The 15211-nt window shown below is 73.1% G+C and carries 10 protein-coding genes; 3 read left to right on the top strand and 7 right to left on the bottom strand.

The window, feature by feature from the left end; all coding sequences use genetic code 11:
• Positions 1 to 33: 33 nt before the first annotated feature.
• The 3 genes from ABKW28_RS02030 to ABKW28_RS02020 form a co-directional block, all read right to left on the bottom strand.
• A complete protein-coding gene (locus ABKW28_RS02030) occupies positions 34 to 1683 on the bottom strand; it encodes a 3'-5' exonuclease (protein WP_348606003.1) in 1650 nt (549 codons plus the stop codon).
• The gene (locus tag ABKW28_RS02025; protein WP_348606002.1) at positions 1680 to 3323 is read right to left on the bottom strand and encodes a hypothetical protein; all 1644 of its coding nucleotides are present in this window, start codon (positions 3321 to 3323) and stop codon (positions 1680 to 1682) included. The genes ABKW28_RS02030 and ABKW28_RS02025 overlap by 4 nt, the downstream gene beginning before the upstream one ends.
• A gap of 554 nt (positions 3324 to 3877) precedes the next feature.
• Positions 3878 to 4021, bottom strand: a complete 144-nt coding sequence (locus ABKW28_RS02020; protein ID WP_193668767.1) for a hypothetical protein — start codon at positions 4019 to 4021, stop codon at positions 3878 to 3880.
• A gap of 210 nt (positions 4022 to 4231) precedes the next feature.
• Between ABKW28_RS02020 and ABKW28_RS02015 the strand changes: the two genes are divergently transcribed.
• On the top strand, positions 4232 to 5230 hold the full coding sequence (locus ABKW28_RS02015) for an NADP-dependent oxidoreductase (RefSeq protein WP_348606000.1): 999 nt from the start codon (positions 4232 to 4234) through the stop codon (positions 5228 to 5230).
• A 9-nt stretch (positions 5231 to 5239) separates the two neighbouring features.
• On the opposite strand, the gene ABKW28_RS02010 is transcribed toward ABKW28_RS02015, so the two are convergent.
• Together ABKW28_RS02010 and ABKW28_RS02005 are read right to left on the bottom strand one after the other, a co-directional pair.
• Positions 5240 to 6955: an aminotransferase class V-fold PLP-dependent enzyme gene (locus ABKW28_RS02010; RefSeq protein WP_348605999.1), complete on the bottom strand. Its 1716-nt coding sequence runs from the start codon at positions 6953 to 6955 to the stop codon at positions 5240 to 5242.
• A gap of 67 nt (positions 6956 to 7022) precedes the next feature.
• Positions 7023 to 8804 (bottom strand): hypothetical protein, encoded by a 1782-nt coding sequence (locus tag ABKW28_RS02005; RefSeq protein ID WP_348605997.1) that lies wholly within the window; start codon positions 8802 to 8804, stop codon positions 7023 to 7025.
• Positions 8805 to 8950: 146 nt separating this feature from the next.
• On the opposite strand from ABKW28_RS02005, the gene pepN reads away from it, so the two are divergent.
• Positions 8951 to 11449, top strand: coding sequence for an aminopeptidase N (gene pepN / locus ABKW28_RS02000; RefSeq protein WP_348605995.1), 2499 nt, complete (start codon positions 8951 to 8953; stop codon positions 11447 to 11449).
• A 2-nt stretch (positions 11450 to 11451) separates the two neighbouring features.
• The gene (locus ABKW28_RS01995) at positions 11452 to 12285 is read left to right on the top strand and encodes a formate dehydrogenase accessory sulfurtransferase FdhD (protein WP_348605994.1); all 834 of its coding nucleotides are present in this window, start codon (positions 11452 to 11454) and stop codon (positions 12283 to 12285) included.
• Positions 12286 to 12370: 85 nt separating this feature from the next.
• On the opposite strand, the gene katG is transcribed toward ABKW28_RS01995, so the two are convergent.
• Positions 12371 to 14596, bottom strand: coding sequence for a catalase/peroxidase HPI (katG, locus tag ABKW28_RS01990; protein ID WP_307822728.1), 2226 nt, complete (start codon positions 14594 to 14596; stop codon positions 12371 to 12373).
• Between the two features lie 78 nt (positions 14597 to 14674).
• Positions 14675 to 15070, bottom strand: a complete 396-nt coding sequence (locus tag ABKW28_RS01985; RefSeq protein WP_193668926.1) for a Fur family transcriptional regulator — start codon at positions 15068 to 15070, stop codon at positions 14675 to 14677.
• Positions 15071 to 15211 lie beyond the last annotated feature (141 nt).

Raw genomic sequence — 15211 nt, 5'->3', positions numbered from 1 at the left:
AACGCCGGCTGGGATGTCCGACTGGTTCGTCCATCAGCGCGGCAGGTAGGGGTTCGGGTTCACGCGCCCTTCGGGGCGGGCGAGGCGCCGGTGGGTGATGGTGCGCGGCTGCTGGGCCCGGGCGGTGGCGACCGCGGCCTGCTCGTGCCAGGTCATCCACAGTTCGAGCTCATCGTAGGCCGGGTCGGTCGTGCGGCCGGCGAGCACCGTCCCCGCGGCCTCCTTCGCTGCGGTCAGCCCGCGGGTCTCCGCGATCGACTGGCACGCGATCCGGGCCAGCCGCGGCTCGTGCAGGTGGAGGTCCTTGCTCATCGCGGCGGCGAGGTAGTCGTTCGCGGCGAGGACCCGGTCCTCCTCGACGGTGAAGGTGAACACCATCCAAGCCATGTACGCGGTCTCGCGCGGGTGGGTCGGTGACCAGCGGTTGATGCGACGGTCCTCGCGCTTGCCGAAGAGGCGGTCTCGGATGCCGGTCTTGGTGAGCCTGCCCTGCTCGCCGAGCACCGCGATCCGGGTCACCGGCTGGTACAGCGTGTCGCGGGGGCAACCGTGACCTTCCCAGCAGTCGGGGCAGGAGCGAGACCCGGACGGCTCGCACGGGGTGGAGGCTTCGACCTGGGGCCGCTGCTTGGCCCACCAGCGCAGCGCCCGGGTGTGCGCGAGCGCGGGCGCGGCCGCGGGCGGGTCGGCACCAGGGCTGGAGGCGGTGATGAGTGCGGCGACGGCGCCGAGCAGGGTGCCTGCCTGGCCGGGCTCGGTGACGGTGGCCAGCAGCGCGACGAGTGGGTCGAACAGCGCGGCGCCGTTCTCCTGGGCGGCGAGGGTGGCTTCGGTGCGCAGGTGCGGGCAGCGCAGCCGCACGCACTCCACGGCCAGCTCCAACCACGCCTGCTGCTCGGCCGGAGTGCCCGCGTGGGTGAGCGGGGAGTCGTGGCGGACCAGGTGCTCGGTCGGGACGACGGGCGCTTCGCGGCGGCTGCGGATGTAGCCAGGAAGCTTCGGGTCGTGGGTAGTGCCCCGGGCGTGATCTTCGAGCAGCGCCTCGAGGCTGTCGTAGGCGAACGCCCCGGCGGCGTGAAGGAGCAGCTTGACCAGGGCGTCGGCGGTGGCGCGGGCGTCCGCGCGGGCGTGGTGCGCCTCGGCGTTGGCGACCCCGACGAGCTGGCACAAGGTGGCGAGGCTGACGACGCCGCGCTGACCGACGCCGGGCAGCCGGAGCAGTCGCGGCAGGGTGCTGGTGTCGATGATGGGCAGCTCGGGCAGCTGCTCGAGGCCGACGGGCACCGTCGCGTCCCCGGTTGCCCTCGCCTCGTCGAGCCGCTCCAACTCGCGGCGCAGCACCCGGATGTCGCTGCCGGTGTGGCAGACCAGCACCGCGTCGGGGACGGTGAGGGCGTCGAGCACCGCGGGCGCGTAGTAGCCGAAGCGGCGCTTGCGGGCCACGGCCTCGGTGGTGAAGCCGTGCACCGCGGTGGAGCGGGGGTCAACGGGCACGCCGGGGTTCATCTCGACGTACAGCTCGCCGTCGCGAACCCGTTTCCCGCCGACAACCGGGGTGATGGCCAGGGAGATGATGCGGTCGCCATCCCCGTCGGGGTCGCGGGTGTACTCGGTGTCGAGCACGAGGAAGGTGCGGGCGGTGAGGTGCTGGAACAGCTCGAAGCCGGCGTCGGTGAGCGTCACGGTCGCCCTCCGCTCTGCTGCCCGCCCTGCTGCCCGTCCTGCTGCCCGTCCTGCTGCCGAACGGGTGGTTGGGTGAGCCGCTGCTCGGCGAGCGCGGCGACCAGCAGCGGGTTCAACAGCGAGGAGTACACCGGTGGCGGCTCACCCTCGGCGCGCGGTGGCGGTTGAGCGTCGGCGAGGGTGCGCGGGGCGGGTGCCCACCCGCCGGCGGCCTCGTTGTCTTCGCGCAGCAGCCGGGTGACCTCGTCGAGGTCGGTGAACGCGCCCTGGGCCCGGGCGACCGCGAGATCGAGCAGGAAGTTCGTCCGGGCGAGGTTGCGGTACAGCTGCTTGCGGTTGTCCAGGAACGGCTCAAGCGCGTGCCGGATCCGGTTCTCGACCGCGGCGTTGGACGCCGGCAGCTGCGGCTGTCGGGCCAGGATGGGCAGCGCGGCCGCGACCCGGGGTTCGTAGATGCGGCGCTGCTCCAGCACTCCGGTCACGGGCGCCGGCAGCGTGGCGACGGCGCCGATGAGGTCGTCCCACCACCGTGTCCAGTCGGCGGGGCCGAGGTTGAGCAGCTCGTCGCGAGCGAGCACGTCGAGGTGCTTGGCCAGTTCGGGGACCAGCACGGTGCGCCCCTCGAGCTTGGTGGTCGCCCCTGGCAGCTTCCTCAGTGCGTCGCGGAGGTTGCGCTGGATGTGGAACAGGCTCGGGACCAGTCCGACGACCCCTGCGCCGTACTGCTTCGTCACCGCGTTGCTGATGGCTTCGGCGTTGTCGGCGACGATGAAGTCCGGGCGTTCGCCGAGCTCGTCCAGCACCAGCCGCCACGCCTGTTCGTTCGCGCGCGGGTAGGCGCGCGCCAGCCGGAGCCGGTACTCCCGACGCGGGTAGCTCATCGGGTCCTCGGCCGGGTGCCAGCGGACCTCGACGACCACCAGCAAGCTCCACTGGTTCCGCTCAAGGCGCCGCTGCTGGCCGCGCCGGCGACGGCCGGACAAAATGACCGGCTGCTCGTCGAGCAGCCAGGTGATGGGGGTGGCGAGCGCGGCGTTCGGTGCAGCGGCGAGCTGCTGGTCGTTCGCGGCGCGCTGCTGCCGGTCGCGGTCGCGCATCTGCTGCTCGACGGGGCGCCACAGCAGCGGTGCGTACTGCTCCACCAGGTCGGCGGCGAGGTGCCAGGCGGACTTGCCCTGCGCGGCGGTGTACGACTGCGCGGCCCCGGTCGCCTGCCCGTCGAGCAGCGCGCCGCCGCCATGGTGCTCGAGCAGGTGGCGGCTGGCTCGGTCGCGGTACTCGCGCATCATCAGCGACACCGCCGCGTAGCTGGCGCCCATCGAGAGCTCGTTCAGCGCCCGGGCGTACAACGCGAGCGTCCACGGGGTGTGCCGGGCGCCGGTGAGCGCGCCGCGGTGCGGGGAGAGCAGTTCGTCGCAAGTCGTGCAGCTCTCGACACCGACCTCGACGGCCTCCCGTGCCAGTGGCGGGGTGAAGGTGTGTGGCGCCGTGCCGTCGGCGGGGACACAGCGGTAGCGCTGTCGCTTCGTGGCGCCGCGGCCGTACACGCCCTGCCGGGTCACCTTCGAGACCGCGTGCTCGGGGCACCCCGGCGGGCGGTCGAGCGAGGTGAGCTGGGTGCCGGCCGCCGAGGCGAGCACCTGGAAGAAGTGCGAGCTGCCGTCGGGCCGGGTGCACCGGAACCGCCGCCAGGTGCCCGCCTTCGTCGTGCGCGTGCCTCGTCCCTGGACCCGGGCGTCGGCGTGCCACGGGTCAGGGCACCGCTGCCTCGGTGAGCGTCCAGCCTCGACCGCTCCGGCGGCCGGGGTGGTGAAGAAGTGCCGCTTTCCGGTCTCGGGCAGGCACTCGAACCGCTGCCGTGTGCCGGCCGCGGAGGCCCTGAGCCCACGGCGGCGCACCCGGCTCCCCGCGTGTGACGGGTCCGGGCACTGCGGTGCTGCTGCGTCGGTCAGTTGTCCTCCTGGCGGGACGTCTCCGCCAGACAGCGTGCCGGCGCCGGTCCCACCGGCAGTGCCGTCCTCGAGGTCGCGGGCGGCAACCACCAGCGACCCCCTCCGAACGCGAACCGGCCCTCCCGGGCCCTGACCGAAGGGTCAAGGTTACCGGGAGGGCCGGACAAGGCGCGCCCAAAACCACACTAAAAGCCGAACAGGCCGTCACGGTCCGGGGCTTTCGTCGTGCGTGAGGGGGTCGCTCAGCGGCCCAGCAGCCGACGGGTGCGCCGCTTGGGGCGCGGGGCCTCCGCGGCCAGCTCGACGTTGCGCAGCAGTGCGTGCTCCTGGTCCGGGCGACGCCGTCCGGCGGCGATGCCGTTGGCCAGGTCCAGCTGCGTGCTCATGATTCTCATCCCTCTCGGCCCGTCTCGGGCCAGGTCTCGTGGTGCCGGTCCATGACCCTCGTGGTCATGAGTCATCTCCTTCGACGACACTTACACTGTAGCGGTCGCTACACCACGGCCCCTCTTTACCGGCGCTGTGATCTCAGGCACCCCTCCCCGGCCACCACGGGGCCGTCGGGGCCCCATCGGCCCACTGGCAGGATCGGGGCCATGAGCACCCCCACGCGACAGATCCAGCTGACCGCCCGCCCGCACGGGGAGCCGGCGCCCACCGACTTCCGCACCGTCGAGACCGAGCTGCCCGCGCCGGGCGCCGGGGAGGTCCTGGTGCGCAACACCTTCCTGTCCGTCGACCCCTACATGCGCGGTCGGATGAACGACACCAAGTCCTACGTCCCGCCCTACGCCCTCGACGCGCCCATGGAGGGCGGCGCCGTCGGCGAGGTCGTCGAGAGCAACGACGACTCCCTCTCCCCCGGCGACACCGTGCTCCACATGGCCGGCTGGCGCGAGCACGCCGTGCTGCCCGCCTCGGCCGCCCGCCGGATCGACACCTCGGCGATCCCGGCCTCCGCCTACCTCGGGGTGCTCGGCATGCCCGGCCTGACGGCGTACGTCGGGCTGACGCGCGTCGCGGAGATGAAGGAGGGAGACGTCGTCTTCGTCTCCGGCGCGGCCGGCGCCGTCGGCTCGCTCGCGGGCCAGATGGCGCGCCACCTCGGCGCGTCCAAGGTGATCGGCTCGGCCGGCACCCCCGAGAAGGTGCGCTGGCTGACCGAGGAGCTCGGCTTCGACGCCGCCTTCGACTACCACGACGGCCCGGTCGGCAAGCAGCTGCGCGAGCACGGCCCCATCGATGTCTACTTCGACAACGTCGGCGGCGAGCACCTCGAGGCCGCGATCAGCAACCTCAACGACTTCGGCCGGGTCGCGGCCTGCGGCGCGATCGCCTCCTACAACGCCACCGAGGCCCCGGCCGGCCCGCGCAACATGATGATGCTGGTGCAGAAGCGGCTGGTGCTGCGCGGCTTCATCGTCAGCGACCACGCCGAGGCTGCCGGCGAGTTCTACCGCCGCGCCGGCCAGTGGGTCGCCGACGGCGAGCTGGTGGCCCGCGAGACCGTCAGCGACGGGCTCGACAGCACCGTCGACGCCTTCCTCGGCCTGCTCTCGGGCCGCAACACCGGCAAGATGATCGTGCGCCTCTGATCGCGGGCGTCAGGCCAGGCAGGCCCGGGGCAGGTCGAACCAGCGCAGGTGCTCGAAGTCGGGCGAGACCTGGCCCGGGTGCTCCTCGAGGTCGGGCATCGTCGTGACCTGCGCGTCCTCGAGCACCCTCCTGGCCTCGAGCAGGTGCTCGGCGAGCATCTCCTCGCCGCCGCGCTCGCGGTGCTGGGGCATGTGCGGCACCCCGCCGGCGTACGAGACCTGGCGCAGCGACAGCGGGGGCTCGACGAGCCCCTCGCGGTGGCGCCAGAGCCCCGTGGCGACCTCGAAGCGGTAGTCGCCCAGCAGCCGCCACCCGTCGCGGGCGACCATCCGCACCGCCTCGACGAGGTAGTCCACGACCGTGTCGGAGACGAAGTAGTTGAAGTTCACCCGCACCCACCCGGGCTTGATCCCCTCGCAGCCGCCGGCGATCTCGCGCTCGAACTCGTGGGAGCGCTCGAGGTCGATGCCCAGCAGCCGGTGGCCGTAGGGCCCGGCGCACGAGCAGCCGCCGCGCGACTGGATCCCGAAGAGGTCGTTGAGCAGCGCGACCACGAAGTTGTGGTGCAGGTAGCGGCCCGAGGGCGAGCGGACCACGAACGAGACGATGGAGAGCCGCTGCGCGTCGAGGCTGCCCAGCAGCTCGAGCGCGGGCTCCTCGCGCCACGCCGCGACGGCGCGGGAGAGGTGGCGCTCCTCCTGCTCGCGGATCGTGTCGGTGCCCACGGCCTGCTTGAGCCCGACGACCAGCCCGGCGCGGATCGACTCGATGATGGCGGGGGTGCCGCCCTCCTCGCGGTGCGTGGGGTCGGCCAGGTAGCGGTGGTCGTCGTCGTTGACGTAGGCCACCGTGCCGCCGCCGGGCACGTCGGGCACCCGGTTGGCGAAGAGCTCGCGGCGCGCCACCAGCACCCCCGGGGTCGAGGGGCCGCCGATGAACTTGTGCGGGGAGAAGAAGACCGCGTCCTTGTAGGACAGCGGCCGGCCCTCGAGCGCACCCATCTCGATGTCGACGTACGGCGCCGCCGCGGCGAAGTCCCACAGCGACAGCGCGCCGTGCTCGTGGAGGACCTCCGCGATGCCGGCGGTGTCGGAGAGGATGCCGGTCACGTTGCTGGCGGCCGAGAACGAGCCGATCAGCAGCGGCCGGTCGGCGTGCTCCTCGAGCCGGCGCCGCAGGAGGTCCTGGTCGATGTGGCCGTCGGCGTCCTCGGCGATCACCACGACGTCGGCGATCGTCTCGCGCCAGGGCACCTCGTTGGAGTGGTGCTCGTAGGGCCCGACGAAGACAACCGGGCGCTGGTCGGCGGGGATGTGGTCGCTGAGGCGGTGCAGGTCGTCGAGGACCGAGGGCACACGCAGCCCGAGCACCCCGATCAGCTTGGCGATGGCCCCGGTGCTGCCGGAGCCGGCGAAGAGCACCACGCTCGACGCGTCGCCGCCGCACGCCTGGCGGATCGTCTCGCGGGCCTCCTCGCGCAGCCGGGTGGTCTGCAGGCCCGTGCCCGAGGACTCGGTGTGGGTGTTGGCGTAGGCCGGCAGCACCTGGTCGCGCACGAAGTCCTCGATGAAGGACAGCGCGCGCCCCGAGGCGGTGTAGTCGGCGTAGGTGACCCGGCGCGGGCCGTAGGGCGTGGCCATCACCTGGTCCTCGCCGATGACGGAGGTCCGCACCGTCTCCAGCAGCCGGTCCCGGTCCTCGCGTGCGCACTCCCCTGCTGCCATGGCCCCAGCATAGGAACGGCGGGGGGGGGGGGGGGGGGGGGGGGCCCCCCCCCCCCCGCCCGAGCGACTACCCGCGTCGGCCGCCGGCCACCCGCACGAAGAACCCCTTGCGGCCCTGCACCACGGTGCTCTGCGGCCCGGCGGTCTGCTCGAGACGGCCACCGTTGCGGCGCAGGCGCAGCTCGAAGAGGACCTCGTCGTTGCGCGGCGAGGACTCGACGGCCTCGACCACCTTGGCCACGGTCTTCGCGCGGTAGAGGTTGGTCCAGGCGGACGAGCCGCCCATCACCGAGAGGTAGCCCGAGCGGGCCTTGTCGGCGATCCGGGTGCGGAAGGGGACGTAGCTGAGCGAGTCGTCCTCGGCGCGCAGCACGGCGCGCAGGCGCAGCACCTTGCCCGCCTGGGCGACGACGCCCTGGCGACGGTTGCTGACCTTGGTCCACTCGCCGCCCCGGCGCTGCTCGAGACCGGCGACGCGCAGGGTGTCGGTCGCGTCGGTGACCACCGAGTCGAGGTCGACCGAGTCGACGCTGGCCTCGGGGATCCGCGAGAGCGCCCAGACCAGGTCACCGATGTCCCACGCGGCGGCCCAGGTGATGTCCTGGTCGTCGACGAAGAGGTCGGAGGCGTCGAGGGTGAACGGCTCGCCCGCCTCGTCGGTGCCCTCCACGACGATGCCCATCGCCGAGGTGCCGCCGATGATGCCGTCGAGCACGCGGTCGTGGTTGGCCAGGTGCTGCGAGAACGCGACCTCCGCGGCCCACTCCGACACGTGCACGTCGGTGGAGCCGGTGCGCTCGCGGGCGCCGTACTGCACGTCGGAGGTGACGGTCATCGCCTCGGGCAGCGGGCCGAGCACGCCGGTGATGCCGGCCAGGCGGTCGTCGGTGACGGTGCCCACGGCCGGGCTGATGTTGGCGACCTTGAAGGGCGCACCCAAGGAGTCGGGCTGCACGAAGAGCGCGTCGGCCGGGTGCAGGCCCAGGGTGGTCTCGCCCAGGAAGCCCATCGGGTGCCCGAAGCCGACCACCTGGCCACCGCACACCGAGGTGACGGTGCCGACGCCGGCGTAGGTGATGTCGCCGTAGGAGAACGAGGCGCCCATGTTGCCGCCGGCCACCAGGTCGTCGTCGGTGGCGCGGGAGGCGTCGTCGCGCCCGCCGCGCACAGCGGCCATCTCGTTGCCGCGGAAGTAGCGGGCCCCACGCTCGACCGCGGCCTCGCGGGCCTGCTGCAGCCGGCTGCCGGAGATGCCGCTGACGCCCACCGGGAGCCGCAGCTGGGAGAAGCCCTCCTGGACCTGGGCCCGCGTCGTGCTGGTCTCGCGGGCGATGTCGCGGGCCTGGGTGCCGTCCACGCGCACCCGCCGCGGCGCCTGGGCGTCGAGGTAGTCGTCCATCTCGCTGAAGGGGGTGACGCCGGCGACCGGCGAGGGTCCCCACGACAGGCCGTAGGCGATCGCGCCGACGAGGTTGCCGTCGGCGGGGTCGCCGACGTAGACCGGCGAGCCCGACATGCCCTGCCAGATGCCTCCGGCCTTCGACATCGCCGAGGCGGCGTCGGGGTCCTCGAAGTCGACGACCAGCATGTCGAGCCCGACGGCGATGCCGTCGTCGATGGTGCCGATGACGGTGCCGGTGAACTCCTGGGGAGTGGTGCCCCTGACCACGCTGAGCGCGGTCAGGGTGTCGCCCTCGGCGAGCGTCGAGACGTCGACCGGGGCGGCGCAGTCGTTCGCCGGTGCGGACTGAGCGGGCCCGGAGGAGAGGGCGAGCCCCGAGATCATCAGTCCGAGCGCGGCGGTGGTGGACGCCAGGGCCTTTCCCTGGCGCGTGTGTGAACGCTTCATCGCGTGTGGTTCCTCCCGTGAGGTGGGGGCGAAGAGGACGCCCCGCTGTCATGTTGACGCCGCGCACCCGGAAATGGTTGCCGCCGCTCCGCGCTGCTCCCGAACCGTTACCAAAAGTAAAATGATGCCCGGCCTAGGGTGTGCGGGTGACCCACCAGCACCCCGCCACCGCCGCCCGTGGACTGCAGCGCAGCGAGGCCCTCGCCCGCGCCGAGCTGCTCGAGGTGACGTCGTACGACGTGACGCTCGACCTCGCCTCGTCGGAGGAGACCTTCGCCTCGACCACCCGGCTCGACTTCACCTCGCGCGGCGGGTCGACCTTCGTCGACCTCAAGCCGCGCTCGGTGCGCAGCATCCACCTCAACGGACGGCCGGTCGACGTCGACCTGCTGCAGCGCGGACGGGTGCCGCTGGAGACCATCGAGGGCCCCAACCAGCTGGTCGTCGACGCGGTGATGGCCTTCCGCAACGACGGCGAGGGCCTGCACCGCTCGGTCGACCCCGCCGACGGCCGCCACTACGTCTACGGCATGTCGTTCATGGACGCCGCGCCCAGCATCTTCGCCTGCTTCGACCAGCCCGACCTCAAGGCGCCCTACACCTTCCACGTGCGTGCGCCCGAGGACTGGGTCGTCGTGGGCAACTCCCCCGGCACCAACCCCGAGCCGGGCGTGTGGGAGCTCGGGCCCAGCAAGCCGCTGTCGACCTACTTCGTGACCCTGGTCGCCGGGCCCTACCACCTGCTGCGCGACGAGCACGACGGCATCCCGCTCGGGCTGTCGTGCCGCCAGTCGATCGCGGCCGACCTCGAGGCCGACGCCGACGAGCTGCTCACGCTGACCAGGCAGTCCTTCGACGAGATGCACCGGCTCTTCGGGATCCGCTACCCGTTCGGCGACTACCACCAGGCCTTCGTGCCCGAGTTCAACGCCGGCGCGATGGAGAACCCCGGCTGCGTGACGTTCCGCGACCCGCTGGTCTTCACCAGCCGCGTCACCCGCGGCCAGCGCATCTCACGGGCCACCACCGTCGCCCACGAGATGGCCCACCAGTGGTTCGGCAACATCACCACGCCGCTGTGGTGGGACGACCTGTGGCTCAACGAGTCCTTCGCCGAGTACATGGGCAACCGGGTCACCGCGGCCGTCACCGAGTACGACGACGCCTGGGTGCAGAACGCCTACGCCCGGCGCCAGTGGGGGCTGCTGGCCGACCAGCGCCCCAGCACCCACCCGGTGGCCGGCAACGGCGAGGACGACGCGACCGCGGCGCTGCAGAACTTCGACGGCATCTCCTACGCCAAGGGCTCCAGCATCCTCAAGCAGCTCAACGCCACGATGGGCGACGAGGTCTTCCTGGCCGGCGTGCGCGACCACCTGCACGGGCACTTCTACGGCAACGCCACGATGCACGACCTGCTCGACAGCTGGACCCGCGCCGGCGCGGGCGACCTCGACGCCTTCGCCGACAGCTGGCTGGTCACCGCCGGGCCCGACCGCATCGTGCTCGACCGCGGCACCGGCGACGCACCGGGCGAGGCGCGGCTGCTGCGCACCCCGCCGGAGGGCCACCCGGCCGACCGGTCCCACACGCTGCGCGCCGCCACCCGGGGCCCCGACGACGCCGCCTGGCAGGTGCGCGAGCTGGTCGTCGACGCCGCCGAGACGGCGTACGACGTCGGCGCCGGCGAGGCGGTGCTCCTCGACCCCTTCGAGGACACCTGGGCGGTCACCGAGCCCGACCCGGTGACGATGTCGCGGCTGCCCGACCTGGTCGGCTCGACGGACGACCCGATGCTGCGCGCCGGCATGTGGAACTCGGTGCGCAGCGCCTTCCACCACGCCCGCGTCGCGCCGGGCGCGGTGCTCGACCTGCTCGAGCCGTGGCTGGTCGTGGAGGACCAGGACGCCGCCGTGCAGTTCACGCTGGGCTGGGTGCTGGCGAAGGTCGTGCCGCTGGCCGCCGACCCCGCCGCCGCGTCGGCGCGGGTGCACGTCGCCGCCCTGGCGGCCGCTCGCACCGCCGATGCCGGCTCGACCCTGCAGCTGGCCGCCTACCAGGCTGCCGTCTCGTCGTGCGCCTCGACCGAGGTGCTCGAGGGCTGGCTGATGGGCCGCGACCTGCCGCCGGGCGTCGAGCTCGACCTGGCGCTGCGCTGGCGGGTGCTGGTGCGCCTGGCCGTGCTCGGGGCCGTCGACCGGGAGTCGCTCGACGCGCACCTCGAGGCCGAGCCCACCGCGGTCTCCCGCGTGGAGCACACCCGCGCCGTCGCCTCGCTGCCCACCGCCGAGGCGAAGGCCTGGGCCTGGGAGCGCTTCAACGGCGCTGCCACGGCGCCCAACTACGAGCTCGAGGCGGCCGGCGAGGGCATGTGGCGCGCGGGCCAGGAGGAGCTGCTGGCGCCCTACGTCGAGCGCTACTTCGACGAGCTGCCCGGCACGGCCGAGGTGCACAGCGGCTGGGTGCTCGCCGACGTCGCCGAGGCGTTCTTCCCGCTGAGCAGCCTCGACGAGACCACCGTGCGCCGGGCCCACGCGCTGCTCGCCCGCGACGACCTCGACTCGTCGCTGCGACGGCGGGTCGTCGACACCACCGACGAGCTCGAGCACCGCCTCGCGGTCGTCCGGGCCTACCGGGAGGCCTGAGCATGACCGGTCTCCCCCGCCGCCCCGGCCCCACCGTGCGCACCCGGGTCGAGGAGCACGTGGGCGACCAGGTGCGCCGCCACGAGGACCGCCTGGCCACCGAGGAGCCGCTCGAGGTCCGGCTCACCTGGCCGGGAGCGCCGGCCCGCCGCGTCTGGGTGACCATGCGCACCCCCGGGCACGACTTCGAGCTGGCCGCCGGCTGGGTGCGCCACGAGGGCCTGCTCGGCGCCGGCACCGGGCTCGCCGGCGTGGCCTACTGCACCGACGCCGACCTGACCCGCGAGCAGGAGTTCAACGTCGTCACGGTGGCGCTGGACTCCGCGCCCGCCCGTGAGCCCGGGCACCGCCACGAGGGGCTCTCAGCAGGCTCCTCGGCCTGCGGCGTCTGCGGCGCCGACAGCGTGGCCGACGCGCTCTCGGTGACCCCCGCCGAGCCCTGGGCAGGCCCGCTGCCCACGCCCGACGTCGTACGCCGCCTGCCCGACCTGGTGCGCCAGGCGCAGCGGGTCTTCGACCGCACCGGTGGCGTGCACGCGGCGGCGCTGGCCCGCGCCGACGGCGAGCTGCTCGTGGTGCGCGAGGACATCGGCCGCCACAACGCCGTCGACAAGGTGACCGGCGCACGGCTGCTCGCGGGCGATCCGGTCGCCGAGGCCTGCCTGGTCGTCAGCGGGCGCGCCGGCTTCGAGCTGGTGCAGAAGGCCGTCTCGGCCGGCGTCGGCTCGCTGGTCGCCGTCGGCGCCCCCACCTCGCTGTCGGCGCGCCTGGCCGCCGAGCGGGGCCTGGGACTGTGGGGCTTCGTGCGCGGCCACCGCGCCGTGCGCTACTGCTGAAGCCGACGTCTCGTCCCCGGACGCACCGGACCCCCGCCGCCTGAAGGCGACGGGGGTCCGGTGCTGGTGCGGTACTGCTGGTGGCTCAGCCGCGGTCGAAGCGGTCGGCCTCCATCACCTTGTCCCAGGCGGCGACGAAGTCGTGCACGAACTTCTCGCGCGCGTCGTCGCTGGCGTAGACCTCGGCGAGGGCCCGCAGCTCGGAGTTCGAGCCGAAGGCCAGGTCGGCAGCGGTGGCGGTCCAGCGCGTCTCGCCGCTCACGGCGTCCTGGATCTCGTAGACGTTCTCGTCGTCGCGCGAGGCACGCACCCGGTTGCCGGGCGTGAGCAGGTTGACGAAGAAGTCGGTCGAGAGCACGCCCGGGCGGTCGGTGAGCACGCCGTGGCGCGACCCGCCGACCGTCGCCCCGAGGCTGCGCATGCCGCCGAGCAGGACGGTCAGCTCGGGGGCGGTGAGGTCGAGCATGTAGGCACGGTCGACCATCAGCGCCTCGGCCGGGATCTTCTCGCCGCTGCGCAGGTAGCCGCGGAAGGCGTCGGCGCGGGGCTCGAGGAAGCGGAACGAGTCGGCGTCGGTCTGCTCGGCCGTCGCGTCGGTGCGACCGGGGCGGAACGGCACGGTGACCTCGACGCCACCCTCGCGGGCGGCCTGCTCCACGGCGGCGACGCCACCGAGGACGATCAGGTCGGCCAGCGAGACCCGCTTGCCGCCCGACTGGGCGTCGTTGAACTCCTGCTGCACCCGCTCGAGGGTGGCCAGGGCGCTCGCGAGCTCCTCGGGCTCGTTGGCCTCCCAGTCCTTCTGCGGGGCCAGGCGGATGCGGGCACCGTTGGCGCCGCCGCGCAGGTCGGTCTTGCGGAACGACGCGGCGGAGGCCCACGCGGTGCTGATCAGGCGCTGGGCGCTGAGGCCCGACTCGAGCAGCGTGGTCTTGAGGCCGGCGATGTCGGCGTCGTCCACGAGGTCGTGGTCGAGCGCCGGCACCGGGTCCTGCCACAGCTGGGCCTCGGGGACCCAGGGACCCCGCAGCCGCTCGACCGGCCCCATGTCTCGGTGCAGCAGCTTGTACCAGGCGCGCGCGAAGGCGTCGGCGAACTCGTCGAGGTTCTCGTGGAAGCGGCGCGAGATCTTCTCGTACGCCGGGTCCGTGCGCAGCGCGAGGTCGGTGGTGAGCATGGTCGGCTTGCGCTTCGGCGAGTCCTCGGTCGGGCCGGGGATGATGTCCTCGGCGTCCTTGGCCTCCCACTGCCACGCGCCGCCGGGGCTCTTGACGAGCTCCCACTCGTGGCCGAAGAGCATGTCGAAGAAGCCGTTGCCCCACTGGGTGGGGGTGGGCGTCCAGGTGACCTCGAGGCCCGACGTGATGGCGTCGGCACCCTTGCCGCTGCCGTAGCTGCTGGTCCAGCCCAGGCCCTGCTCGGTCAGCTCGGCGGCCTCGGGCTCGGGGCCCACGTGGTCGTCGGCGATCGCCGCGCCGTGGGTCTTGCCGAAGGTGTGGCCACCGGCGATGAGCGCGACGGTCTCCTCGTCGTTCATCGCCATCCGCGCGAAGGTCTCGCGGATGTAGTGCGCCGCCTTCAACGGGTCGGGCTCGCCCTGCGGGCCCTCGGGGTTGACGTAGATCAGGCCCATCTCGGTGGCACCGAGGTCCTCGACCATGGTGCCGTCGCCGGTGTAGCGGCCGTCGGCCAGCCACTCCTCCTCGGAGCCCCAGAAGACCTCCTCGGGCTCCCAGACGTCGGAGCGGCCGAACGCGAAGCCGAAGGTGTCGAAGCCCATGTCCTCGAGCGCCACGTTGCCGGCGAGCACGAGCAGGTCGGCCCACGAGACCTTCTGGCCGTACTTCTGCTTGACCGGCCACAGGAGGCGGCGGGCCTTGTCGAGGTTCGCGTTGTCGGGCCAGGAGTTGAGCGGGGCGTAGCGCTGCATGCCCTGACCGGCGCCGCCACGGCCGTCGAAGAGCCGGTAGGTGCCGGCGGCGTGCCAGCTCAGGCGGATCATCAGGCCGCCGTAGTGGCCGAAGTCGGCCGGCCACCAGTCCTGGGAGGTGCGCAGCACGTCGACGACGTCGGCCTTGAGCGCGTCGACGTCGAGGCCCTCGAGCTCGCGCTGGTAGTCGAAGTCGGGCCCGAGCGGGTCGCCCTTCGAGGAGTGCACGCGCAGCGGGGACAGGTCGAGCCGGTTGGGCCACCAGTCCTGGTTGCTGCGCGGGGTGACGCCCTCGCGGGGGGTCGGGCCCGGGATGCCCGGGTTCTCGCTCTCGGTGCCGCCGTGCTTCTGGGTGGCGCTCTCCTCGGCCGCGTGGCTCACGGGGCAACGCTCCTGGTCGTTGGTCATTCTCTGCCTTTCCGTACGGCTTGCGCGCTGGGCTTCGGTCGGTGGTGCTGGTCAGGCGGTCGTGCAGGCGGGGCAGGTGCCCCAGTAGACGACCTCGGCCTCGTCGATGTCGAAGCCGTGGTGCTCGCTGGCGTCGAGGCACGGAGCCTCGCCGACGGCGCACGCGACGTCGACGATCGCGCCGCAGCCGCGGCACACCAGGTGGTGGTGGTTGTCGCCGACACGGGTCTCGTAGCGCGCCACCGAGCCGGCGGGCTGGATGCGGCGCACCAGCCCGGCCGCGGTGAGCGCCCGCAGCACGTCGTACACGGCCTGGTGCGAGACCTCGCCCAGGTCGGCGCGCACGCTGCGCAGGATCGTGTCGGTGTCGCTGTGCGGTCGTTCCTGCACAGCGGTCAGCACCGCGACCCGGGGACGGGTCACCCGCAACGAGGCAGCACGCAGCATCGCCTCGAAGGTGCCGGCGCCCGTGCCGGCGGGCACGTCCTCGGACAGAGGCGCGGCGTCGCTGGTCGTCATATCGACCAGTATGCCCGACTTGTCTGGAACGGTTCAAGACAAGATCGGGTGCGGGCGTGTCGCGGCGCG

The organism is Nocardioides sp. 31GB23 (assembly GCF_040012395.1).
In the GTDB taxonomy this organism is placed as follows: Bacteria; Actinomycetota; Actinomycetes; order Propionibacteriales; family Nocardioidaceae; genus Nocardioides; species Nocardioides salarius.
Note: the sequence above shows the minus strand (reverse complement) of the source record. Positions and strands in the feature narration are given on the sequence as shown.